The organism is Microbacterium sp. VKM Ac-2870 (assembly GCF_015350795.1).
Taxonomy (GTDB): domain Bacteria; phylum Actinomycetota; class Actinomycetes; order Actinomycetales; family Microbacteriaceae; genus Microbacterium.
The window spans coordinates 687,155-710,229 of record NZ_JADKSH010000002.1 but is presented as its reverse complement, the minus strand read 5'-3'; the positions used below and the strand labels follow the sequence as shown (position 1 = coordinate 710,229).

The following is a 23,075-nucleotide window of genomic DNA, read 5'->3' as shown; positions in this document are numbered from 1 at the left end:
CCACCTCAACCCCGACCGGCGCTGCCCGGGTCGTGCTTGCCTGCCCGCGTCTGCAGCGCGATCAGCTCGGTGTCGGTGCCCTGCGCGACCGGATGATGAGGCGCACCCCCCTCGTTGGCTTGCTGCTGCTGACGGCGCTTGCTGCGCTGCTCGATGCGGTAGGCGACGTAGCTGAGAGCGAGACACATGGCCACGTAGATGGACCCGCCGATGATGGCGGTCTGGATGAGCGGCGAGGCGTAGACCGCGTTGGAACCGAGCAGCTTGATGACGTAGAGCAGTTCGGGGTAGGTGATGATGAAGCCGAGCGCGGTGTCCTTGAGCGTGACGACGAGCTGCGCGACGATGACCGGCATCATGGCGCGGATGGCCTGCGGCAGCAGGACGAGGCGCAGGACGCCGGCCTTCCGGAGCCCGATCGCGTAGCCTGCCTCGCCCTGCCCGCGCGGCAACGATTCGACTCCTGCGCGGATGACCTCGGCGAGCACCGATCCGTTGTACGCGATGAGCGCGATGACGACGGCCCAGTAGGGCTCCATCCGCACCCCCACGACCGGAAGGCCGTAGTAGAGCAACATCATGAACACCAGCACGGGCACGGCCCGGAGGATCTCAGTGATCCATCCCACGGGTACGCGGATCCACGCGTGTTCGGAGAGCCGACCGATGGCTAGCACGAAGCCAAGAACAAGGGCACCGGCGGCCGCGGCAGCGAAGGCCGCCAGGGTAGCCACCGCGCCGCCCAGCAGACGCTGCCAGATCGCACCGTAGGAGAAGATCTCCCATTTGTCGGCCGCGAACTGGCCGGTCGCCGCGAAGCGCCAGATCACCCATCCCACAGCCGCGAGGATGACGAGAATGGTGGCCGCACCGAGAATGCGGTTGCGCGCGACGGCGCGCGGGCCGGGGACGTCGTACAGCACCGAGCTCATCGCGCGACCTTCCATCTGCGCTCCATCGCGTTCTGCAACCACGCGAGCAGCAGCACCATGGCGACGAAGATGATCATGACCCACAGCAGGGTCACCAGCTGGTTTTCGCCGCGCTCACTGAGGTTGCTCCGCACGGATCCGAGATTCAGAACCGAAAAGCCTGCAGCGACGGTCGTGTTCTTCAGCAGGGCGATGAGAACGCTCATCATGGGCGGGATGACCGACCGGGTGGCCTGCGGCAATACCACGAGCGTCATGACCTGGCCGAACGTGAGCCCCAGAGCGCGGGCCGCTTCGGCTTGCCCCACCGGAACGGTGTTGATACCGGAGCGCAGGGTCTCGGCGACGTAGGTGGCGGTGTAGACACCGAGCGCAAGAGTCGACAAGAGGATCGCGTCGATGCGTTCACGTAGGAGGATCGGGAGGCAGAACGCGAAGAAGAACATCACGAGGGTCAGCGGGGTGTTGCGGATCCAATTCACGTAGACCGCGCCGACCGCACGTGCGACCGGAATGGGCGACACGCGCATAGCTCCCACGATGAACCCGAGGACGAGCGCGAGAACGCCGCCGCCGAAGAAGAGCACGAGCGTGCCGCTGATCGCCTCGCCCCAGAGGTCGAGGTTGTCGGTGATGACTTCCACCGTGCCGCCTTCCGTCGTCTACTGTCCTGTGCGGGCTAGACAGCGGTGGCGGCGCGTCGGGCGCCGCCACCGCTGTGGGTCAGCCGGCCGCGTCGACCTTCGGCTGCGTGGCCTTGACGCCGGACGCACCGAGGTTCTTGTCGAAGATCGCCTGCCAGGTCGAGCCACCATCGGTGAACATCGCGTTGATGAATGTCTGCAGCGCGGTGTCACCCTTCGCGATGCCCACGCCGTAGCGTTCCTCGCTGAACGGCTCGCCCACGACCTTCAGAAGGTCGGGTGTCTGCGCCGCGTAGCCGATGAGGATGGCCTCGTCGGTCGTGACGGCGTCGACCTGCCCGTTCTTGAGGTCTTCCACGCACGCGGAGTAGGTGTCGTACTCCTTCGTCTTGGCGGGAGTCTCCTCCTTGATCCGTTGGATCGAGGTGGAACCCGTGGCCGAGCACACGGTTTCGTCGGCCGTCAGGGAGTCCTTGCCTGTGATCTTGTCGTTGCTCGCGGCGACGAGCAGGCCCTGGCCGGTGATGAAGTAGGGGCCGGCGAAGGAGATCTGCTGTTTGCGCTTGTCGGTGATGGAGTACGTGCCGACGTAGTAGTCGATGTCGCCGTTCACGATGGCCTGCTCGCGGTTTGCGGAGGCGATCGGCTGGAACTGGATCTTGTCCTCGGCGATACCGAGCGATGCGGCGATCCAACGCGCGATGTCGACATCGAACCCACTGCGCGTGTTGTCGACCGGGTTGAGGTAGCCGAGACCGGGCTGGTCCTCCTTCACGCCGACCTTGACGACGCCCGCGCTCTTGATCTTGTCGAAGGTGGGGCTGCCCGCGATCGTCACGTCCGTCGCGACGGTCCACGGGGTCTCGGCGGCGGCGCTGGCCCCGTCCGTCGACCCGGGTTCTGCACCCGGAGTGCCACTGTTGCACGCCGTCAGGGCGAGGGCGGCGATGGCGAGGCCGGCCAGTGCGCCGGCGATTCGAGTCTTCTGCATGTGAGTCTCCTGTTTCGTATCTATCTCTCGTTGACCGCGCCGGTGCAGGGCGCGGACGTCTTCATCAGTGCGTGATCAGCTTGGAGAGGAAGTCCTTCGCGCGGTCGCTCTTGGGTGCCGTGAAGAACTCGTCGGGGCTCGCCTGCTCGACGATCTGGCCGTCGGCCATGAAGACGACGCGATCGGCGGCCTTCCGCGCGAAACCCATCTCGTGAGTGACGACGATCATGGTCATGCCGTCCTGCGCGAGGCCGACCATCACGTCGAGCACCTCGTTGATCATCTCGGGGTCGAGCGCACTGGTGGGCTCGTCGAAGAGCATCACCTTCGGCTTCATCGCCAGGGCGCGTGCGATCGCGACGCGCTGCTGCTGACCGCCGGAGAGCTGAGCCGGCAGCTTCGACGCCTGGTGGGCGACACCGACGCGCTCCAGAAGCACCTTCGCTTCGGCCTCGGCATCCGCTTTCTTCATCTTCTTCACCTTGATCGGCCCGAGGGTCACGTTCTCGAGGATCGTGAGGTGCGAGAACAGGTTGAACGACTGGAAGACCATGCCGACGTCGGCACGGAGCGTCGCGAGCGCCTTGCCCTCTTTCGGCAGCTCTTTGCCGTCGATGGTGATCGTGCCCGTGGTGATCGTCTCGAGGCGATTGATGGTGCGGCAAAGCGTGGATTTGCCCGAACCGGACGGGCCGATCACCACGACGACCTCTCCACGGTCGACCGTGAGATCGATGTTCTTCAGCGCGTGGAAGTCGCCGTAGTGCTTCTCGACGTTGCTGACCACGACGAGCGGATCCCCACGGCGCACCGTGATGTTGGAGGTCGCCGGGGTCGCATTCGGAATCGACATGGGGCCAGCCTAGGCAGAAGCTATGGACCCGTCACAACTTATGCACAGGATCTTGACCGACTCGTCATCGATCCGGAACAATCCGCTCTAGCGGCTGCCGCGCTGCGCGAAAGCCGTTTCGTACAGGCAGACACTGGCCGCCGTCGCGAGGTTCAGAGACTCCGCACGGCCGTAGATCGGCAGACGCAGAGAGACATCGACGAGGTTCAGTGCGTCGTCCTCGAGACCGCGGGCCTCGTTGCCGAACAGCCACGCGGTGGGCTCGGCCAGCACGTCACGGCGGGCGAGGAAGTCCTCTCCCCCGACATCGGCGGCGATCACCCGCAAGCCCGCGGCGTGCGCGCGTTCAATGGTGCTCGCCAGGTCTGCGCCGACCGCGACCGGCAGGTGGAACAGCGACCCGGTCGTCGCGCGGACGACTTTCGGGTTGTAGGGATCGACGGTGCGGCCCGTCAGCACCACGGCATCCGCTCCCGCCGCGTCGGCGGCACGGATGATCGTGCCCAGGTTGCCGGGGTCGCGCACCTCTTCGCAGATCGCGATGAGGGTCGGGGATGCCGCGAACACGTCCTTCAGCGACGTCGGCGACTGGCGCGCAACGGCCACGATCCCCTGCGGAGTGACGGTGTCGGCCATGGCGTCGAGCACCGCCTCGGTCGTGAAGACGACCTCGAGGTCGGCCTCCCGCGCCGCGTCGCGGATGTCCTGATGCCGCTCCATCGCCGTGGGGGTCGCGAACAGCTCGACCAGGGTGTCGGGACGGAAGGCGAGCGCCTCGCGGGCGGCCTGCGGTCCCTCGAGCAGGAACAGCCCGGTCTCCTGCCGAGCGCTGCGCTTGGTCAGCTTGGCCACGGCGCGCACACGGGGCGATCGGGGGTTTTCGAGCACGCTCTCATCCTAGAGAAAAAGAAGGGGCGCCCTCCGTACGGGGGGCACCCCTTCTTCGTGCTGTGTGCGGTGATTACGCCTTGGGCGCGTTCACGTCCGCCGGCAGCGCCTTCTTGGCGGTCTCGATGAGCGACGCGAACGTCTTGGGCTCGTTGACGGCCAACTCGGCGAGCATGCGACGATCGACCTGCACGCCCGCAAGACCCAGACCCTGGATGAAGCGGTTGTACGTGAGGCCGTTGGCGCGGCTCGCGGCGTTGATGCGCTGGATCCACAGGCGACGGAAGTCGCCCTTGCGCTTGCGACGGTCGCGGTACGCGTAGACGAGGGAGTGGGTGACCTGCTCCTTGGCCTTGCGGTACAGGCGCGAACGCTGACCGCGGTAACCGGATGCGCGCTCGAGGATGACGCGACGCTTCTTGTGGGCGTTGACTGCCCGCTTGACTCTAGCCATTTCTTCTGTTTCCTAGCCTTATCTGCAAATCAGGATGCGTCGGCGCTCAAAGGCCGAGGAGCTTCTTGGCGACCTTGGCGTCGCCGGGAGCGAGAACCTGCTCCTGGTTGAGGCGGCGGGTGCGCTTGCTGGCCTTGCCCTCGAGGTTGTGGCGCATGCCGGCCTGCTGCTTCATGAGCTTGCCGCTTCCGGTGACCTTGAAGCGCTTCTTGGCACCCGAGTGGGTCTTCTGCTTCGGCATTTCTCTTCCTTCGTTGTGGTTCCCGCGGAGCGGGGATTCAGGGGTGCGTCACTCCGCCGGGGTGGCGGCGGGTTCGGCGACGGGGGCGTCGTCGGGCTCGTCGCCCGTCGTGGTGCGCGCCTGGCGCGCCGCCTCCTTGTTGGCAGCGCGCTGTGCGTTCTGCTCGGTCTTGACCTCGGACTTGTTCTTGTGCGGTGCGACGACCATGACCATGTTGCGACCGTCGATGGTCGGGTTCGACTCGACCGTGCCGAATTCGGCGACATCCTCGGCGAACTTGCGCAGCAGACGCACGCCCTGCTCGGGACGCGACTGCTCGCGACCGCGGAAGAGGATCATGGCCTTGACCTTGTCGCCCGCCTGCAGGAAACCCTCGGCACGCTTGAGCTTGGTCGTGTAGTCGTGCGCCTCGATCTTCAAGCGGAAGCGGACCTCCTTGAGGACCGTGTTGGCCTGGTTGCGGCGCGTTTCCTTGGCCTTCTGCGCGGCCTCGTACTTGAACTTGCCGTAGTCCATGATCTTGACCACAGGCGGCTTCGAGTTGGGAGCGACCTCGACCAGGTCGAGATCTGCTTCCTGAGCGAGGCGCAGCGCGACCTCGATGCGGACGACGCCGACCTGCTCACCCGCGGGTCCAACGAGGCGAACCTCGGGAACGCGGATGCGGTCATTGGTGCGGGGATCGCTGATGCGGAACTCCTTAGTCGTACGGGTGGGTGCCACCGGACACAGGGGTGTGTCTCGGGCGGAAGATCATCACAGCCACCCCGCACGACGCGGACGTCGGCTTCGTTTCTGCACCCTCACCCGAACGGGTTTCCCCGAGGGCTACCCCGTCGGACGGGGCGGAGTGCGCGACCCGGTAGCCTGGAGCGGCAAGCGCGGGTGGGATGTGATCCTCTTTCGATCCGGAGTAGAACACTCCGGCGCCCGCATAGTCTAGCAGAGAGCAGCACGTGGATACGATTCCCTCCTCCCCCGACCATTCCGAAGCCGAACGGCTCGCCCGCTGGGAGGAACGGGAGCGCGCCGCGGCGGCCGCCAGCCGTGACATCGCCGACGTCCCCGCCGTCGAGGTCATCACGACCGCCGCCGTTCACCTGATGAGCGCCGCCGCTGTGAAGACGGGGCTGGCGGACGATCCCGACGAGCAGCTCGACCTCGACGAGGCGCGAAAGCTGATCAATGCTCTTGCCGGGCTCATCACCGCCGGAGCACCCGAGATCAGCGACATGCACGCACGATCGCTGCGTGACGGCCTGCGCTCGCTGCAACTCGCGTTCCGCGAGGCGTCCGTCATCGCCGATCCCATCGGCAAGGGCCCCGGGGAGAAGTGGACCGGGCCCGTCACCTGAGCCCGGTGCGGCAGGCCAGACGGAGAGGAACCGCGGATCAGCCGCGGACGAGTTTGACGGTCAGCGAATCGACCAGCACGGCGATGCGATCGTCGTTCGCCCATCGGGCCGCAAGGCGCTGGAGGATGGCGTCGAGTTCGGTCTGATCCAGTCCGTCGACGAGGTGCAGCCGCACGATGAGCTCCGGCCCGCGCAGGCGGGCATCGGGGTCGCCGTTCGCGACGGAGAGATCGAGCACGCCGAGTTCGGCTCCGATCGACGCCTGCAGTCCTGCGAAGACCTCGGGCGAGGTGTGCGCCGGCTCCCAGGCATGGCCCTGACCGATGGCCCAGACGGCCGGGCGGCGCAGCACGAACTCCGTTTCGGATGCCGGATCGATCACGATCAGGTCGGTGTCGTCGGCCGCGGCGGACAGCGCCGTGCGGATGCCGTCGGCCGGCACCGGGCGCGCCGTTCGATCCCATGCGGCCATCGTGGCCACCGACGTGAAGACCGGCAACACCGGGCGACCGTCGGGTGCGGCCACGGTGACGATCGACAACTCTTGGGTCTTATCGACGGTGTGACCGGAGGGCGCGATGCCCACATCGCCGGCCTCGGCGACGAGCGGGATCAGCAGCCGCGCCGAACGATAGGCATCGACGATCGCACCGGCATCCCCGGTGCCCTCGCGGAACGCCGTCAGCGCGGCCAGCAGCGCCGGGTCGGCAGAGCCGTCGTCGCCGGAGCGCGGGTTGGGTTCGAACGCCCGCCCGCTCCAGGGCACACCGGCGGAGTCGGCACCGCCCGCGGCCTCATCAGCCTGCGGCGACATCCAGCGCCTCGGCGAGCGTGAAGGCGCCGGCGTAGAGAGCCTTGCCGACGATGGCACCCTCGACGCCCAGGGGGACGAGCTCGCGCAGCGCCGCGATGTCGTCGAGGTTGGAGATTCCACCCGAGGCGACGACGGGCTTGACCGTCCGGGCCGTGACCTCGCGCAAGAGCTCGAGGTTCGGGCCCTTGAGCGTGCCGTCCTTGGTGACGTCGGTCACCACGTAGCGGCTGCACCCGGCATCCTCGAGGCGGGCGAGCACCTGCCAGAGGTCGCCGCCGTCGCGGGTCCAGCCACGGGCGGCGAGCGTCGTGCCGCGCACGTCGAGACCGACGGCGATCGCGTCGCCGTAGCGGCCGATCACATCGGCGGCCCACTCCGGGTTCTCCAGCGCGGCCGTGCCGAGGTTGATGCGCGCCGCGCCAGACTCGAGAGCCGCGTCGAGCGTCGCATCATCGCGGATGCCTCCGGACAGCTCCACCTGCACGCCCTTGAGCTGTTTGATGACCTTGCGCAGCACGGCGGAGTTGTTGCCCCGGCCGAAAGCGGCGTCGAGGTCGACGAGGTGCACCCACTGAGCCCCGTCGCGCGCCCACGTCAGGGCCGCCTCGACCGGGTCTCCGTAGCTGGTCTCGGTTCCCGCCTCACCTTGAGTGAGGCGCACCGCCTTGCCGTCGGCGACGTCCACAGCGGGCAGCAGGATCAGTTCGGGGGTCGACGCGAAATCGTTCATGGCTCCAGTGAGGGTTTCAGTGACCGCGCGATGCGGACACGGGACACACAAGCAGAGAGACTACCGGGCCTGTGGGAGGGCCGAGATCCAGTTACCGAGCAGGCGGATGCCGGCCGCGCCGCTCTTCTCGGGGTGGAACTGGGTGGCGGAGAGCGGACCGTTCTCGACGGCGGCGAGGAAGGGTGTTCCGTAGTCGCACCAGGTGACGGCCGGCTCACGGAAGGGGCGCGTGACCTCCATCGACCAGTGCTGGGCTGCGTAGGAGTGGACGAAGTAGAACCGCTCGTCTTCGATCCCGCGAAAGAGCGTCGACCCCGCGCCCGCCCGCACCGTGTTCCACCCCATGTGCGGCAGCACGGGAGCATCGAGCTCCGTGACGGCACCGGGCCATTCGCCGAGGCCCTCGGTCTCTTCGCCGCGCTCGACACCGTGCTCGAACATCACCTGCATCCCCACACAGATTCCGAGCACCGGAAGACCGCCGGCCAATCGCCGCTCGATGATCTCATCGCCCCGCGTGGCCCGCAGGGCATCCATCACGGCGCGGAAGGCGCCCACACCGGGCACGACGAGGCCCGCGGCATCCTGGATGAGCCCGCGATCGGATGTCAACCGCGCGTCCGCCCCCGCGGCGACGAGCGCCTTGACCGCCGAGTGCACATTGCCTGAGCCGTAATCGAGAACAGCGACGAGGGGGGCGCCGACGGTCTCCTCGCCGCCCTCGGTCACAGGGCTCCCTTGGTGCTGGGAATGCCGTGCACGAGAGGATCTGGGGCCTTCGCCTGGCGGAATGCTCGCGCGAAGGCCTTGTACTCCGCCTCGGCGATGTGGTGAGGATCGCGCCCGCCCAGCACCGTGACATGCACCGTGAGCCCGGCGTTGAACGCGAGCGCCTCGAATGTGTGGCGCACGAGCGAACCGGTGAAGTGACCACCGATGAGGTGGTACTCGAATCCGACCGGCTCCCCCGAGTGCACGAGATAGGGACGCCCGCTGATGTCGACGACCGCCTGCGCCAGCGCCTCATCGAGGGGGACGAGCGCGTCGCCGTAACGGGAGATGCCGCTCTTGTCGCCGAGCGCCTGGCGAATCGCCTGACCTAGGACGATCGCGGTGTCTTCGACGGTGTGGTGAGCGTCGATGTCGGTATCTCCGGACGCCCGCACCGTCAGGTCGGTGAGCGAGTGCTTCGCGAAAGCCGTCAACAGGTGGTCGAAGAACGGCACCGTCGTGTCGATGTGGCTCTGCCCCGTGCCATCCAGGTCGAGGTCGAGCTCGATGGTGGACTCGCTCGTCGCGCGCCGGAGCGACGCCGTGCGGGAGGCAGAAGTGCTCATGGTCCGAGTCTACCGAGCGCCCGCGACCGCGCCCCGTGTGTTACCCCCGGCCGCCGCCGGGCCCGAGCGCAGCGAGCGCATCGAGGAAAGCCGTCGACTCTTCTGCGGTGCCTGCCGTCACCCGGAGACTGTGGGCGATGCCGACATCACGAATCAGCACGCCGCGGTCGTAGAGCGCCTGCCAGGTGGATGCCGGGTCTTCGACACCGGAGAACAGCACGAAGTTCGTCCAGCTCTCGAAGGGCTGGTAGCCCAACGCATCGAGCGTGGCCGAGATGCGATCGCGCTGGGCAACGATGTCGTCGACCATGGCGAGCATGGCGGGAGCGTGGCGCAGCGCGGCTGTTGCAGCCGCCTGCGTAAGGGCACTCAGATGGTAGGGCAGGCGCACGAGACGGAGCGCGTCGATGACGGCCGGGTCGGCGGCGAGGTAGCCGACACGCGCCCCCGCGAAAGCGAACGCCTTGCTCATCGTGCGCGAGACGACCAGCCTCGGACGATCGGGCAGCAGCGCGAGCGCCGAGCGCGAATCGCGAGGGGCGAACTCCTGATAGGCCTCATCGACGATGACCATGCCGGGGGCGGCGTCGTAGACGGCTTCGATCACGTCGAGGCCGAGCGGCGTGCCGGTCGGATTGTTGGGCGCGCACAGGAACACGATGTCGGGCTGCGCGCGATCAACCTGCGCGGCCGCGTCTTCGGGCGTCAGCGCGTAGTCGACGCCGCGCGTGCCGTTCACGTATGCGGCGCCGGTCGCGCGAGTCAGCAGCGGATACATGGAGTACGTCGGCGCGAAACCGAACGCTGTGCGTCCCGGCCCGCCGAATGCCTGCAGCAGGTGCTGCAGAACTTCGTTGGAGCCGTTCGCTGCCCAGATGTGATCTGCTGCCAGCCCGTGACCGAGGTAGTCGGCGAACCCCTCCCGCAGCGACGTGAACTCACGATCCGGATAGCGGTTCACCTCACGCAGCGCGCGAGCGATGCTGTCGAGAATGTCATCCGCCACCTCTTCGGGTACCGGGTGCGTGTTCTCGTTGACGTTCAACGCCACGGGAAGCGGTGCCTGCGGGGCACCGTACGGGGTCAGACCGCGCAGGTCGTTCCGGAGGGGCAGATCATCGAGGCGGACACTCACCTTGAACATCGTAGACGGCCGCACGCACGCGGGATGCGGCCGAGGCGTCGGGACTCAGTTGCCCGAGGTGTACTCCGCCGGGATCGCGATGCTCTCTCCCACGTCGAGGCTGCCGGACGGCAGGGCGTTGAGACGCACGATGGCGTCGACCGCGTCTCGCGGGTCGACGTCGGGAGCGACGGCGCGGGCAATCGACCAGAGCGTGTCGCCGGGCTGCACGGTGATGTGAGTGAACGTCACGCCGGATGCCCCCTCGTTCGACGCGAGAGCCCCGCCGCCGGAGACGATACCGATACCGAGGGCGACCACGACGGGAACGGACGCGAGGAACGCGACGACGCGACGACCACGGACGGTCAGCCGCAGACGCGTCGTCGGTGCCGCCGCGATGACACGGCCGCGGGGCGAGGCGCCGAGGATGTCGATCGTGGTCATGGGTTCCTCCTAGGAGTATGTCTCCGGGTGTCGAGAGATTCGCATCCGATTCTCGGCCGGGAGGACCGGATGCGAATCTCTGTACCGAATGTATCTTCGATTTTGTTCGAGTGTCAAGTACCCGCTTCTCGCAGATGAATCGAAGACGACACGCGGGCGCGTGCCGGTCGAGACTGCGAAAACCGGATACGGTTTCGACAAGACGACCCCATCACCTACCTCCGACATTCGAAGGCGACGCCTTCTGGGGGACGCGATCGAAGGAGCGCGCGACATGGCCGAGAAGCCTCAGACACGCCGACGGAAGAGCCTCAGCGAAAAGCAGCTGAAGATCCTCGAGGTGATCCAGACCTCCATCGCCCGCCACGGCTACCCGCCGAGCATGCGCGAGATCGGCGATGCCGTCGGACTGAAGTCGCTGTCGAGCGTGACCCACCAACTCAACCAGCTGGAGCTCAGCGGCTACCTGCGGCGCGACGCGGGCAAGACCCGCGCGATGGAGGTCCTCATCGACCTGCCCGGCGCGGCCGCGGAGAACCCCGCCGACCTCGCGCCCGCCCTCGGCGATGCCGCCCTCGTTCCCCTCGTGGGACGCATCGCCGCCGGCGTGCCGATCACCGCCGACCAGCAGGTCGAGGAGATCTTTCCGCTGCCGCGTCAGCTCGTGGGCAAGGGCGATCTGTTCATGCTCAACGTCAGCGGCGAGTCCATGATCGACGCCGCCATCTGCGACGGCGACTGGGTCGTCGTGCGCTCACAGCCGACGGCCGAGAACGGCGACATCGTGGCCGCCATGCTCGACGGCGAGGCCACGGTGAAGACCTTCCGCCAGCGCGACGGTCACACGTGGCTGCTCCCCCGCAACTCGGCATTCGAGCCGATCCTCGGCGACGACGCCGTGGTACTCGGCCGCGTCGTCGCGGTTCTCCGCGCCATCTGAGGATGGCCACCGCGCGCGCGACACCAGAGACGTCGGCGCGCGGGGGGATGCGCGGCGATCAGGCCACGCCGACGCGCTCTCGCACCCGTTCCGTCGCTGAGACGAGGTTCTGCAACGCCGCCACGGTCTCCTCGTAGCCGCGCGTCTTCAGCCCGCAGTCGGGGTTGACCCAGACCTGGTGCAGGGGAAGCTCGTCCGCGGCGCGCTGCAGCAACTCCTCGATCTCGTCGACGGTCGGAACGCGCGGCGAGTGGATGTCGTAGACGCCCGGCCCGATGCCGTGCGAGAAGCCCGACGCGGCGATGTCGTCGATCACCTCACCGCGGCTGCGCGCCGCCTCGATCGAGGTGACGTCGGCATCCAGCGCGGCGATCGCGTCGATGACGGCACCGAACTCGGAATAGCACAGGTGCGTGTGGATCTGCGTGGCATCGGCCACGCCCGCGGTTGCCAGGCGGAACGAACGCACCGACCAGTCGAGGTACGACGGCTGATCGGCCAGCCGCAACGGCAGCAGTTCGCGCAGCGCCGGCTCGTCGACCTGGATGATGCGGATACCGGCCGCTTCGAGGTCGGCGATCTCTTCTCGCAGAGCGAGCGCGACCTGGTCGGCCGTCACGGCGAGCGGCTGGTCGTCCCGAACGAACGACCATGCCAGGATCGTCACCGGGCCGGTGAGCATGCCCTTCACGTACTTCTCGGACCGCGACTGCGCGTACGTCGACCAGGCGACAGTGATCGGCGCCGGACGCGACACATCTCCCCACAGGATCGAGGGCCGCGTGGCGCGCGAACCGTACGACTGCACCCACCCGTTCTCGGTGACGGCGAACCCGTCGAGGTGCTCGGCGAAGTACTGCACCATGTCGTTGCGCTCCGCCTCGCCATGAACGAGCACGTCGAGGCCCAGGTCTTCCTGCAGCTCGATGACACGATCGATCTCCGCCCGCAGGAACTCCTCATACTCCGCGCTGCCGAGCTCGCCGCGACCGTGAGCGGCACGCGCGCGGCGGATATCGGCCGTCTGCGGAAACGAACCGATCGTGGTGGTCGGCAGGGTCGGCAGTCCGAGGGCACGCTGGGCGACGTCACGCTCGGCGAACGGCGCGCGCACGGATGCCGCGGCGTCCAGCCCCGCGAGGCGTTCGCGGATCTCTCCGTCGGCGACTCCGGGCGCCGTCCGGCGGTCGGCGAGGGCGGCGTCGGCCGCCGCGAGCTCGTCGGTGATCGCGGCGCGCCCGGCGACGAGACCGCGTGCGAGGGTCGCGACCTGGGCGACCTTCTGATCCGCGAACGCGAGCCACGATGCGAGGCGCGGGTCGAGCGCCGGCTCATCGGCGACGTCGTGCGGCACGTGCTGCAGCGATGTCGAGGTGCCCACGGCGACATCGACGCCCCGTGCGCGCAGGCGATCGAGGCGGTCGGCGGCGGCCGACAGGTCCCCTCGCCAGATGTTGCGCCCGTCGATCACCCCGGCGACGATCGTCTTGCCCGACAGGCCCTCCACATCGCCGGGGAGCTCGCTCGCGCGGTACAGATCGACCGCGAGCGCCTCCGCCGGCGCCGCCGAGAGCACACGCCATGCACCCGCCGTAAGGGGACCGTACGGTGCGGCCACGAGAATGCGGGGCCGGTCAGCGGCGGCACCGAGCACGGCGTACGCCCGTTCCGCAGCGGTGGCGAGACGGTCGGCGTCGATGCCGAGGCTCTCGCTCACGAGCGCGGGCTCGTCCAACTGCACCCAGTCGGCTCCGGCGGCACGCAGCGTCTGGAGCAGCTCGACGTAGACCGGGAGGAGGTCATCGAGACGGTCCAGCGGCTCGAAGTCGGCGGGCGCGGCATCCGCCGCCTTCGACAGCGCGAGCAGCGTCACCGGGCCGACGATCACGGGCCGGACCGTGACGCCGTCGGCGGCCGCTTCAGCGACCTGCTGCGCGAACCGATCGTGCGACAGGGCGAAGCGGGTCTCTGGGGCGATCTCGGGAACGAGGTAGTGGTAGTTCGTGTCGAACCACTTGGTCATCTCCAACGGCTGACGCGCGCCGTCACCTCGCGCCGCGGCGAAGTAGGCCGAGAGCGTCACAGCCCCATCGGCCCCGCGCAGCGCGTCGAAACGCGCGGGGAGAGCCCCGACGGCGGTGGCGGCGTCGAGCACCTGGTCGTAGTACGAGAAGGTTTCCGGAATCGCCGAATCATCGCGACCGAGTCCGAGAGCGGCCAGGCGCTCGCGCGTCTGACGGCGCAGTTCGGCAGACTCGCGCTCGAGCGCGTCGACATCGAGGGCGCCCGCCCAGTGACGCTCGACGGCGCGCTTCAGTTCGCGGCGGCGACCGATGCGGGGGTAGCCGAGGATGGTTCCGGCCGGGAAGGACGTGGTCATGGGGTCGTCTCCTCAGGGATGAGTCCGGCGGCGCGGAGCACGGCCAGCACGGTGTCGTGGTTGTTGAAGGCGTAGAGGTGGATGCCGGGTGCACCGCCGTCGAGCACGGCGCGCGCCAGTTCTGCGGCGTGCGCGATGCCGACCGCACGCTGTGCGGCGTTGTCCGCGGCGGCATCGAGGGCGGTCGCCAGGTCGTCGGGGCGCGGATCGCCGGTGAGTTCGAGGACGCGCCGCAGCCGGCCGGGCGAGGTGATGGGCATGATTCCGGGGAGGATCGGCATCGTGACACCCGCCCGCCGCGCACGGTCGACGAACTCGAGGTACTCCTCGGCGTGGAAGAACAGTTGCGTGATGGCCGAGGTGGCACCCGCGGCCTGCTTGGCGAGCAGTGCGTCGATATCTTCGAACCGGTGGCGCGAGCGGGGGTGCCCGTTGGGGAACGCCGCCACCGAGATCTCGACGGGTTCACCGGCAGCAACCTCCGCGGCGCCGGGCACGCCCGGGATCTCCTGCTCGCGGTAGGGGGAACGCTCCGCCTGCACACGATCGATCAGCTGCACGAGCTGGGCGGCCGACTCGAGGTCGCCGAGGGCGACGTCATCCTCGGTGGCCCCGGCGGGCGGATCGCCTCGGAGCGCAAGAAAGCGCGTGATGCCCGCGTCGAGGAACGTGCGGATGACGCCGGTCGCTTCGGCGTAGCTGCTGCCGACGCAGGTGAGATGAGCGACCGGGGGCACGTCGGTCTCGCGGAGGATATGGGTGAGCACCGCCAGAGAGCGGTCGGTGGTGGAGCCGCCGGCGCCGAACGTGACGGAGATGAAGCGAGGGCGGATGCCGGCGAGAACCCGGATCGTCTCGTACAGCGCCGGCAGGCCATCGCTCGTGCGCGGCGGATAGATCTCGAACGAGACCGCAGCCGCGCCCGGCAGGGCCGTGATCGCCTCACCGGCGATCGGCGCGGTGGCGCGGGGTTCGTGAGACATCATCGCTCGGGTTCGCTCTCGGGTCAGGGACGTTCAGCCGGACGGCCGCGGGTAGCGCACAGATGTGCGGGTCGCGGGCGGGTGCCGGGCTCGGCTGTCGCTCCTGCCCGGAGAATCCGGGCGGCCCGCTCACGCGGGCGTCGATGGCACCACTGTAGGGCCACCGACACCTCCGTCGCCGTTGTATGACGACACGTTTCAGAGCGATCGCGCAGGCCGGTGTCTCGGGCACCGCGTAGCGTTGCCGTCATGGTCGATGTGAGTCCCTATGGATCCTGGCCCTCCCCCGTCACCGCCACCTGGGCGTCGACGGCGTCGGCGCGGATCGACGGCGCCGCCCTCGTCGGTGAGGACGTGTGGTGGGCGCAGTCGCTTCCCGAAGAGGCCGGGCGCACGGCAGTGCTCCGCCGCGATGCCGACGGCACCGTCCACACCGTGCTCCCCGCACCGTGGAATGCGCGCTCCGGCGTGCACGAGTACGGCGGGGGGTCGTGGGCCGTCGACGGCGAATCCCGACTGTTCTTCGTCGAGCGCAGCGACCAGCAGGTGTGGGTACTCGCCCCGGGCGAGGCGCCCCGCCGGCTCACCGACGACGCCGATGTCCGCTACGGCGGGCTTCGCCTCAGCGCGGGCATGCTCCTCGGCATCCGCGAACGGGCCGGACGCGACCGGGCGGTGGTCCGCATCGACGGTGACGGCGCCGGAGCGAGCGATCTGGTCGCGGGCAGCGACTTCGTCGCACAGCCGGTGCTCTCGCCGCGCGGCGACCGCCTGGCCTGGATCGCGTGGAACCACCCCGACATGCCCTGGGATCGCACCGTCCTGCGCGTCGGGCGCATCGAGGGCGGCACGGTCTCGGAATGGACGGACGTGACCGACGGCCACTCGTCCGCGCTGCAACCGGAGTGGGTGAGCGACGAGGAGCTCGTCTTCCTGGACGACACCACGGGCCGCTGGAATCCCTGGCGCGTGCGGCTGGATGACGATGCGAGCCGCACGCCGATCGCCCCCGCCGACGCCGACACGGGCGGACCGCTGTGGTCTCTCGGCTCGCGCTGGTTCGGCGTGCGTGCCGACGGTGGGCTGATCGCCGTGCGGACGCAAGGTTCAGACCAGCTCGTCGCCGTGGATGCCGCAGGCGCGGTGACCGACATCGACATCCCTGCCACCTCCTGGCTGATGATCGAGGCCACCGTCGGCCACCGCGCGCTGGTCTCGGGGATGGCGCCCGGGCTCAGCGGCATCTGGCTCATCGAGCTCGGCGATGCCGCCGGAGGCCCCGGATCACCGGAGGTCTCGCTGGTCGTGGGTGAGACTTCCGATCTTCCGGGCGAACGTCTCGCGGAGTGGATGCCGCCGACGCGACCGCTCACCGTCGACGGCCCGACGGGAGCGGTGCACGCGTTCGTGCACCCGCCGACCCATCCGCGAACTGTTGGACCGACCGACGAGCGCCCGCCGTACCTCGTGCTCGTACACGGTGGGCCCACGGGACACGAGGGCGGCGTCGCCGACAGCAAGACCCTGTTCTTCACGAGCCGGGGCATCGGCGTGCTCGAGGTCAACTACGGAGGCTCGACAGGGTACGGACGCGCGTACCGCGACCGCCTCCGCGGACAGTGGGGTGTCGTCGACGTTGCGGATGTCGCCGCCGCGGCATCCGGGCTCGCGGCCGGCGGCGACGCCGACCCGAAGCGCCTCGCCATCAAGGGCGGCTCCGCCGGCGGGTGGACGGTGCTCGCCGCGCTCGCTCGCACCGATGTGTTCGCCGCCGGCATCTCGCGCTACGGCGTCGGCGATGCCCGCGCGCTCGCCGCGGACACGCACGACTTCGAATCGCGCTACCTCGACGGGCTGATCGGTCCGCTGCCCGCGGCCGAGGACGTGTACATCGAACGATCACCGCTGACGCACATCGATGGTCTCCGCGTTCCCGTGCTGTTGCTGCAGGGCTCGGACGATGCGGTCGTCCCCCCTGCTCAGGCCGAAGCGATCCGCGATGCGCTCGCTGCCCACGGTATCCCGCACGCCTACGTGCTGTACGAGGGCGAAGGCCACGGCTTCCGGCGGGCCGAATCGGTCGTGCACGCGCTCGAGAGCGAGTTGGCGTTCCTGGGACAGGTGTTCGGGTTCGACACCCCCGGCGTACCGCCGATCGCGCTCGATTGAGGGCGCTCGCGTCTCGACTCCTCGCTGCGCTCCTCGCTCAACGATTCGAAACGCAGGGCCCCGTCAGACCGCGTACGGCGCGAGATCGGCCGCGAGGCGCGCGGACACGTGGGCGTGCACCGCGGTGCCGTCTTCCTCGTGAGAGGTCGAGACGATGTGGCCCGACTCGTGCACGGCACTGATCAGGTCACCGCGGTCGTACGGCACCAGAGCACGCACTTCCACGGCGGGAAGAGGCAGCGCCTCCTCGATGACAGCACGCAGCTGGTCGACACCCTCGCCGGTGCGCGAGGAGACGAACAGTGCGCCGGGCTCCAACCCACGCAGCACGAGTCGTGTGTCGTCGTCGACGAGGTCGGCCTTGTTGAACACCACGATCTCGCGTGTGGACCGAGCACCCACATCGCCCATGACATCGCGGACGGTCGCGAGCTGCGCGGCCGGATCCGGGTGGGATCCGTCGACCACGTGAACCAGCACGTCGGCGTCGCCGACCTCCTCCAGCGTCGAGCGGAAAGCCTCGACCAACTGGTGCGGCAGGTTCCGCACGAAGCCGACCGTGTCGGTGAGCGTGTAGACGCGGCCGTCGGATGCCTCGGCGCGGCGCACCGTCGCATCCAGCGTCGCGAACAGCGCATTCTCGACGAGCACTCCGGCACTGGTCAGGCGATTGAGCAGGCTCGACTTTCCGGCGTTGGTGTAGCCCGCGATCGCGACCGAAGGGATGGTGTTGCGCTTGCGCTCGCTGCGTTTGGCCTCGCGCGCGGGCGCGAAGTCCCGCAACTGCTTGCGCAGCTGCGCCATCTTCGTGCGGATGCGGCGGCGATCGAGTTCGATCTTCGTCTCACCGGGGCCGCGCGAGCCCATGCCCGCACCTCCGGCGCCGACCTGCCCACCGGCCTGACGGCTCATGGAGTCACCCCATCCACGCAGGCGCGGGAGGAGGTATTCGAGTTGCGCGAGTTCGACCTGTGCCTTGCCTTCACGGCTCTTGGCGTGCTGGCTGAAGATATCGAGGATGACGGTGGTGCGGTCGATGACCTTCACCTTCACGACGTCCTCCAGCGCGCGGCGCTGGCTGGGGGCGAGCTCGGTGTCGGCGATGACGGTGTCGGCCCCGACGGCGGCGACGAGGTCTCGAAGCTCTGCGGCCTTGCCGCGGCCGATGTAGGTGGCCGGGTCGGGGTGCGGACGACGCTGGAGCACACCGTCGAGCACGACGGCCCCGGCGGTCTCGGCGAGCGCCGCCAACTCGCGCAGCGAGTTCTCCGCGTCTTCCTGCGAGCCCTGCGGGTAGACCCCGACGAGCACGACGTTCTCCAGACGCAGCTGGCGGTACTCGACCTCGGTGACGTCTTCGAGCTCGGTCGACAGCCCGGGCACGCGGCGCAGCGCGGCACGCTCTTCGCGATCCCACTGGTCGCCGTCCGTGTCACCGTAGGAGACGGTCGCGGCATCCTGCAGCGCCTGGGCGGCCCCGAAAATGCTCGCGCTCGAGCGCGACTCGGAGTGCGCCAGCACACGATCCACCGGGTCGAGCGGCGTCTCATCGCCCTGCGCGTCGGTGGTGTCGGTGGTGTGGGTCATGGATTCCTTCCAGGTCAGCCTTGCAGTCTACCTCCCGCGAAGGCGGGCGGCTCCGGTACGCTCGCAGGATGGGGAGTGACCACTACTTCAGCGCCTCCCCGTCCAGCGCCGAGAATCTCCGCCGCATCCGAGTGTCCCTGGGTGGACGCTCTGGCGAGGTCACGACCGCGGGCGGGGTGTTCAGCCCCGACCACGTCGACGGGGGCACGTCGGTGCTTCTCGCGAACACGCCACCACCGCCGCCGGGCGGACATCTGCTCGATCTGGGCTGCGGGTGGGGGCCGATCGCGCTGAGCCTCGCGGTGCAGTCGCCGCACGCGACGATCTGGGCGGTCGATGTCAACGACCGCGCCCTCGATCTCGTGCGCCGCAACGCCGAGGAATGGCAGCTGCCGAACATCGTCGCCTCGCGACCGGAGGACGTTCCCCCGGAGGTTCGCTTTCGCGGCATCCGCTCGAACCCGCCCATCCGCGTGGGTAAGAACGAGCTGCACGGTCTGCTGGAGCAGTGGCTTCCCCGCCTCGACGAGCGCAGCGATGCCTGGCTCGTCGTGCAGCGCAACCTCGGTTCTGATTCCCTGCAGCGCTGGCTGGCCGCGACGTTCGACGACGGCTATTCGATCACGCGCGCGGCGACCGGACGCGGCTTTCGCGTGCTGAAGGTGCGTCGACACGGCTCGCTCGCGACCGGAGCCATCGAACTTCCCTGAAGAGACCCACCTCGGCCGCGAGCACGCGCCGTCGCCGCGCTCTCAGGCGAGCGTGACCTCACCGGAGTACACGAGCGCCGCCGGGCCCGAGAGCAGAACGTGATCACCGTCGGCTTCGCCGACGATGCGCACGCCCAGGATGCCGCCGGGCACTTCCACACTCCAGCGATCGGGGGCTGCGGGTCCCGCCCAGTGCCGGACGGCGAGCGCCGCGGCTGCGACACCGGTGCCGCAGGAGAGCGTCTCCCCCACGCCGCGTTCGAACACGCGCATGCGGATCGTGCCGACACCGCCCCGCACGAGCGGGTCGGCGGGAACGACGAACTCGACGTTCGCGCCGTCGGCAGGATCGGGCTGGAGCTGGGGTTGCACCGTGAGATCGAGAGCCTCGAGCTCAGCGTGGCTCGACAACGCCACGACCACGTGCGGGTTGCCGACGTTGATTCCCTGTCCGGGCCGCGCGACGTCGAGTCCCTTCGCCTTGACCACCACATCGCCCTCGACCGCGAACGCGCCGAGGTCGACCTCGAAGCCGAGATCGCTGCGGGTGAGGGTCTTGGCTCCGGCACGCGTGCCGATCCGCAGCGGGGCGTCGTCGATCGTCGCCCGTCCCGTGTCGACGAGGAACTTGGCGAACACGCGCGTGCCGTTGCCGCACATCTCGGCCGCGGAGCCGTCGGCGTTGCGGTAGTCCATGAACCACTCGGCATCCGTCATCGACGCACCGGCGCCGATGCGGGCCGTGCGGACGACGCGGAGGATGCCGTCGGCACCGATGCCGAAACGGCGATCGCACAGAGCGGCCACCTGATCGACGGTCAGCTCGAGCGCGCCGTCGTCGTCCGGCACGATGACGAAGTCATTGCCGGTGCCGTGACCTTTGGTGAAGGCGATCGTCTCTGCCACGCGCCCAGTCTACGGGCCGGTCGATAGCTCGGACTCAGCTGCCGATGAGGGCCCCGGCGTCGATGTCGGGGGCCACCCATCGGATGCCGCCGTAGCGGCGGAACCACGACACTTGGCGCCGCGCATAGCGCCGCGTCAGCGCCTGCGTCTGCGCGATCGCCTCGGCCTCATCGAGGTGGCCGGCGAGCTGCGCCAGCGCCTGGGCGTAGCCGATGGCGCGGCTCGCGGTCAGGCCGCGTTCGAGGCCGCGGTCGCGAAGCGCGCCCACCTCGTCGAGGAGCCCGTCGCGCCACATGCGCTCGACGCGGTCGTCCAGCCGCGCGACCAGAGTGGGTCTGTCCACGTCGACGCCGATCACGGTCGTCGGATCATGCCAGGGCGTGGGAGCCTGCGGGAGGACGGCGCCGTGTCCACTGTCCCCCTGGAGCGCGACTTCGAGCGCACGCACGATGCGCCGGCCGTTGCGGGGGTCGATGCGTTCCGCGGTGGTGGCGTCGAGGGCGCGCAGACGCTCGACGAGAGACGCGGGCCCGTCCCTCTCGAGATCGGCTTCCAGCTGCGCCCGCAACTGGTCGTCGTGGGGCGGAAAGCGGAAATCGTAGACGACGCTCGACACATACAGTCCCGAGCCCCCCACCAGGATCGCGTCCGCTCCGCGGGCGAAGATCCCGCCGATCGCGTTGCGCGCGGCATCCTGGTACGCCGCCACCGCCGCCTCGTCAGTGACGTCGAGCACGTCGAAGAGATGATGCGGGATGCCGCGACGCTCGGCGGGAGCCAGCTTCGCCGTGCCGATGTCCATCCCGCGATAGAGCTGCATCGCATCGGCGTTGACGATCTCCGCCGCACGCCCGCGAGCCGACAGCGCCTCCGCCATACGCAGCGACAGGTCGGTCTTGCCGGTGCCCGTCGCTCCGACGACGACCCAGAGTCGAGATGTCACCGAGACGATTCAGCCGAGACGCAGGGTCGGCAGTCCGAGCGACACCGCGCGCGGGGCCCCGTCACCGCTAGCGGGAGCCGGCACACCGCACGACTCCGCCTGCGTGCGATCCCACGCGTCGCCGGCACGCGTGCGGCGAATGCGCAACGGCGCGCCATCGGGGCTGTCGGCGAGCAGGTGATAGGGAGCCGCGTGCGTCACGGTCACGGCCACGACGTCGCCCGGGCGCGGGACGGCTGATCCTTCCGGCAACTCGAAGTGCACGAGGCGGTTGTCTTCGGCGCGCCCGGTGAGGCGGCGCGTCTCGGCATCCTTCTTGCCTTCGCCTGTAGAGACGAGAACCTGCACCTTACGACCGACCTGCGCCTGGTTCTCTTCGAGGCTGATGCGCTCCTGCAGGGCGGCGAGGCGCTCGTATCGCTCCTGGACGACGGCCTTGGGCACCTGGTCGGGCATGGTCGCGGCCGGGGTGCCCGCTCGGATCGAGTACTGGAACGTGAACGCGCTCGCGAAGCGGGACTGTTCGACGACCCGCATCGTCTCTTCGAAGTCGGCGTCGGTCTCGCCCGGGAAACCGACGATGATGTCGGTGGAGATCGCGGCGTTCGGGATGCGCTCGCGCACGCGGTCGAGGATGCCGAGGAAACGGTCGCTGCGGTACGAACGTCGCATCGCCCGGAGGATGCGGTCGGAGCCCGACTGCAGCGGCATGTGCAGCTGAGGCATCACCTGCGGGGTCTCGGCCATGGCGTCGATGACGTCGTCGGTGAAGGCGGCAGGGTGCGGGCTCGTGAACCGGATGCGCTCGAGCCCAGGAATCTGCCCCGCCGCGCGCAGCAGCTTGCCGAACGCCTGCCGGTCGCCGAACTCCACGCCGTAGCTGTTGACGTTCTGGCCGAGGAGGGTGACTTCGATCGCACCGTCGTCGACGAGCAGACGGATCTCGTTCAGGATGTCGCCGGGGCGGCGATCCTTCTCCTTGCCGCGCAGGCTCGGCACGATGCAGAACGTGCACGTGTTGTTGCAGCCGACCGAGATCGACACCCAGCCGCTGTGCACGGCATCGCGTTTGGTGGGAAGCGTGGAGGGGAAGACCTCCAGCGCCTCGAGGATCTCCAGCTCGGCGTCGCCGTTGTGGCGCGCGCGCTCGAGCAAGCTGGGGAGCGAGCCCATGTTGTGGGTGCCGAAGACGACGTCGACCCACGGCGCCTTTTCGAGCACGGCATCCTTGTCCATCTGTGCCATGCATCCGCCGACGGCGATCTGCATCCCCTCGTGCCGATCCTTGCGGCTCTTCAGGTGACCGAGCGTGCCATACAGCTTGCCGGCGGCGTTGTCGCGCACGGCGCACGTGTTGATGACGACGATGTCCGCTTCTGCGCCCGCTTCGGCGGGGACATAGCCGGCGCTCTCGAGCGAGCCCGAGAGCCGCTCGGAGTCGTGCACGTTCATCTGACAGCCGAAGGTGCGCACCTCATAGGTGCGGGCGCGACCGTCGGCGGTGACGGCGGCGTCCGAAGGCGCGATCAGCGTGGGCGTGGCGGACGGAGAAGTCATGGTCCGTTCATTCTACGATCCGCCGACGCCGTTCCGGCGGGCTGCAGACACCCCAGGAGGTTAGGGTACCCTTGCCTTTGCCCACCCCGGC

General features: G+C 68.9%; 24 protein-coding genes. 4 read left to right on the top strand and 20 right to left on the bottom strand.

The window, feature by feature from the left end:
* Positions 1-5 precede the first annotated feature (5 nt).
* The 8 genes from ITJ43_RS07220 to infC all read right to left on the bottom strand — a co-directional run bounded on the left by ITJ43_RS07220 (position 6) and on the right by infC (position 5,726).
* Complete coding sequence (locus ITJ43_RS07220; RefSeq protein WP_194583130.1) at positions 6-932, bottom strand: amino acid ABC transporter permease; 927 nt, start codon at positions 930-932, stop codon at positions 6-8.
* Entirely contained in the window at positions 929-1,576 is a 648-nt protein-coding gene (locus tag ITJ43_RS07215) for an amino acid ABC transporter permease (protein ID WP_194583129.1), read from the bottom strand. The genes ITJ43_RS07220 and ITJ43_RS07215 overlap by 4 nt, the downstream gene beginning before the upstream one ends.
* 79 nt (positions 1,577-1,655) lie before the next feature.
* On the bottom strand, positions 1,656-2,567 hold the full coding sequence (locus ITJ43_RS07210) for a glutamate ABC transporter substrate-binding protein (protein WP_194583128.1): 912 nt from the start codon (positions 2,565-2,567) through the stop codon (positions 1,656-1,658).
* 64 nt (positions 2,568-2,631) lie between these two features.
* Positions 2,632-3,420, bottom strand: coding sequence for an amino acid ABC transporter ATP-binding protein (locus tag ITJ43_RS07205; protein ID WP_194583127.1), 789 nt, complete (start codon positions 3,418-3,420; stop codon positions 2,632-2,634).
* Positions 3,421-3,507: 87 nt separating this feature from the next.
* Complete coding sequence (locus ITJ43_RS07200) at positions 3,508-4,308, bottom strand: TrmH family RNA methyltransferase (protein WP_194583126.1); 801 nt, start codon at positions 4,306-4,308, stop codon at positions 3,508-3,510.
* 73 nt (positions 4,309-4,381) lie between these two features.
* Entirely contained in the window at positions 4,382-4,762 is a 381-nt protein-coding gene (gene rplT / locus ITJ43_RS07195) for a 50S ribosomal protein L20 (protein ID WP_194583125.1), read from the bottom strand.
* A 46-nt stretch (positions 4,763-4,808) separates the two neighbouring features.
* Entirely contained in the window at positions 4,809-5,003 is a 195-nt protein-coding gene (rpmI, locus tag ITJ43_RS07190; RefSeq protein ID WP_194583124.1) for a 50S ribosomal protein L35, read from the bottom strand.
* 48 nt (positions 5,004-5,051) lie between these two features.
* Positions 5,052-5,726 (bottom strand): translation initiation factor IF-3, encoded by a 675-nt coding sequence (infC, locus tag ITJ43_RS07185; protein WP_194583123.1) that lies wholly within the window; start codon positions 5,724-5,726, stop codon positions 5,052-5,054.
* Between the two features lie 233 nt (positions 5,727-5,959).
* On the opposite strand from infC, the gene ITJ43_RS07180 reads away from it, so the two are divergent.
* Positions 5,960-6,358: a DUF1844 domain-containing protein gene (locus ITJ43_RS07180; RefSeq protein WP_194583122.1), complete on the top strand. Its 399-nt coding sequence runs from the start codon at positions 5,960-5,962 to the stop codon at positions 6,356-6,358.
* 37 nt (positions 6,359-6,395) lie between these two features.
* Here ITJ43_RS07180 and ITJ43_RS07175 read toward each other — a convergent pair whose 3' ends face one another.
* From ITJ43_RS07175 to ITJ43_RS07150, 6 genes are read right to left on the bottom strand one after another with little or no spacing between them, the layout of a single operon-like run.
* Complete coding sequence (locus ITJ43_RS07175; protein ID WP_194583121.1) at positions 6,396-7,172, bottom strand: SseB family protein; 777 nt, start codon at positions 7,170-7,172, stop codon at positions 6,396-6,398.
* The gene (gene priA, locus ITJ43_RS07170) at positions 7,156-7,902 is read right to left on the bottom strand and encodes a bifunctional 1-(5-phosphoribosyl)-5-((5-phosphoribosylamino)methylideneamino)imidazole-4-carboxamide isomerase/phosphoribosylanthranilate isomerase PriA (RefSeq protein ID WP_194583120.1); all 747 of its coding nucleotides are present in this window, start codon (positions 7,900-7,902) and stop codon (positions 7,156-7,158) included. Before priA ends, ITJ43_RS07175 begins: the two co-directional genes overlap by 17 nt.
* Positions 7,903-7,962: 60 nt before the next feature.
* Entirely contained in the window at positions 7,963-8,631 is a 669-nt protein-coding gene (hisH, locus tag ITJ43_RS07165; protein WP_194583119.1) for an imidazole glycerol phosphate synthase subunit HisH, read from the bottom strand.
* Entirely contained in the window at positions 8,628-9,239 is a 612-nt protein-coding gene (gene hisB, locus ITJ43_RS07160; RefSeq protein WP_194583118.1) for an imidazoleglycerol-phosphate dehydratase HisB, read from the bottom strand. Before hisB ends, hisH begins: the two co-directional genes overlap by 4 nt.
* 40 nt (positions 9,240-9,279) lie before the next feature.
* A complete protein-coding gene (locus ITJ43_RS07155; protein WP_194583117.1) occupies positions 9,280-10,383 on the bottom strand; it encodes a histidinol-phosphate transaminase in 1,104 nt (367 codons plus the stop codon).
* Positions 10,384-10,428: 45 nt separating this feature from the next.
* A complete protein-coding gene (locus ITJ43_RS07150) occupies positions 10,429-10,809 on the bottom strand; it encodes a LysM peptidoglycan-binding domain-containing protein (RefSeq protein WP_194583116.1) in 381 nt (126 codons plus the stop codon).
* Between the two features lie 274 nt (positions 10,810-11,083).
* Here ITJ43_RS07150 and lexA point away from each other — a divergent pair, with 274 nt between their 5' ends.
* The gene (lexA, locus tag ITJ43_RS07145) at positions 11,084-11,749 is read left to right on the top strand and encodes a transcriptional repressor LexA (protein WP_194583115.1); all 666 of its coding nucleotides are present in this window, start codon (positions 11,084-11,086) and stop codon (positions 11,747-11,749) included.
* Between the two features lie 58 nt (positions 11,750-11,807).
* Here lexA and metE read toward each other — a convergent pair whose 3' ends face one another.
* Together metE and ITJ43_RS07135 are read right to left on the bottom strand one after the other, a co-directional pair.
* Positions 11,808-14,129 carry a 5-methyltetrahydropteroyltriglutamate--homocysteine S-methyltransferase gene (gene metE, locus ITJ43_RS07140; protein ID WP_194583114.1) on the bottom strand — a complete coding sequence of 774 codons (2,322 nt, stop codon included), beginning with the start codon at positions 14,127-14,129 and terminating at the stop codon, positions 11,808-11,810.
* Positions 14,126-15,112, bottom strand: a complete 987-nt coding sequence (locus ITJ43_RS07135; RefSeq protein WP_194583113.1) for a methylenetetrahydrofolate reductase — start codon at positions 15,110-15,112, stop codon at positions 14,126-14,128. The genes metE and ITJ43_RS07135 overlap by 4 nt, the downstream gene beginning before the upstream one ends.
* A 249-nt stretch (positions 15,113-15,361) precedes the next feature.
* Between ITJ43_RS07135 and ITJ43_RS07130 the strand changes: the two genes are divergently transcribed.
* On the top strand, positions 15,362-17,281 hold the full coding sequence (locus ITJ43_RS07130) for a prolyl oligopeptidase family serine peptidase (RefSeq protein WP_194583112.1): 1,920 nt from the start codon (positions 15,362-15,364) through the stop codon (positions 17,279-17,281).
* A 63-nt stretch (positions 17,282-17,344) separates the two neighbouring features.
* Here ITJ43_RS07130 and hflX read toward each other — a convergent pair whose 3' ends face one another.
* Positions 17,345-18,868: a GTPase HflX gene (gene hflX / locus ITJ43_RS07125; protein ID WP_194583111.1), complete on the bottom strand. Its 1,524-nt coding sequence runs from the start codon at positions 18,866-18,868 to the stop codon at positions 17,345-17,347.
* Between the two features lie 68 nt (positions 18,869-18,936).
* Here hflX and ITJ43_RS07120 point away from each other — a divergent pair, with 68 nt between their 5' ends.
* Positions 18,937-19,578 (top strand): class I SAM-dependent methyltransferase, encoded by a 642-nt coding sequence (locus tag ITJ43_RS07120; RefSeq protein WP_194583110.1) that lies wholly within the window; start codon positions 18,937-18,939, stop codon positions 19,576-19,578.
* Positions 19,579-19,620: 42 nt separating this feature from the next.
* Here the strand turns inward: ITJ43_RS07120 and dapF are convergent, their stop codons facing one another.
* The 3 genes from dapF to miaB are packed head-to-tail and all read right to left on the bottom strand — an operon-like array spanning position 19,621 to position 22,984.
* Positions 19,621-20,484, bottom strand: coding sequence for a diaminopimelate epimerase (dapF, locus tag ITJ43_RS07115; protein WP_194583109.1), 864 nt, complete (start codon positions 20,482-20,484; stop codon positions 19,621-19,623).
* 34 nt (positions 20,485-20,518) lie between these two features.
* The gene (gene miaA / locus ITJ43_RS07110) at positions 20,519-21,427 is read right to left on the bottom strand and encodes a tRNA (adenosine(37)-N6)-dimethylallyltransferase MiaA (RefSeq protein ID WP_194583108.1); all 909 of its coding nucleotides are present in this window, start codon (positions 21,425-21,427) and stop codon (positions 20,519-20,521) included.
* Between the two features lie 9 nt (positions 21,428-21,436).
* Positions 21,437-22,984 carry a tRNA (N6-isopentenyl adenosine(37)-C2)-methylthiotransferase MiaB gene (miaB, locus tag ITJ43_RS07105; protein WP_194583107.1) on the bottom strand — a complete coding sequence of 516 codons (1,548 nt, stop codon included), beginning with the start codon at positions 22,982-22,984 and terminating at the stop codon, positions 21,437-21,439.
* Positions 22,985-23,075 lie beyond the last annotated feature (91 nt).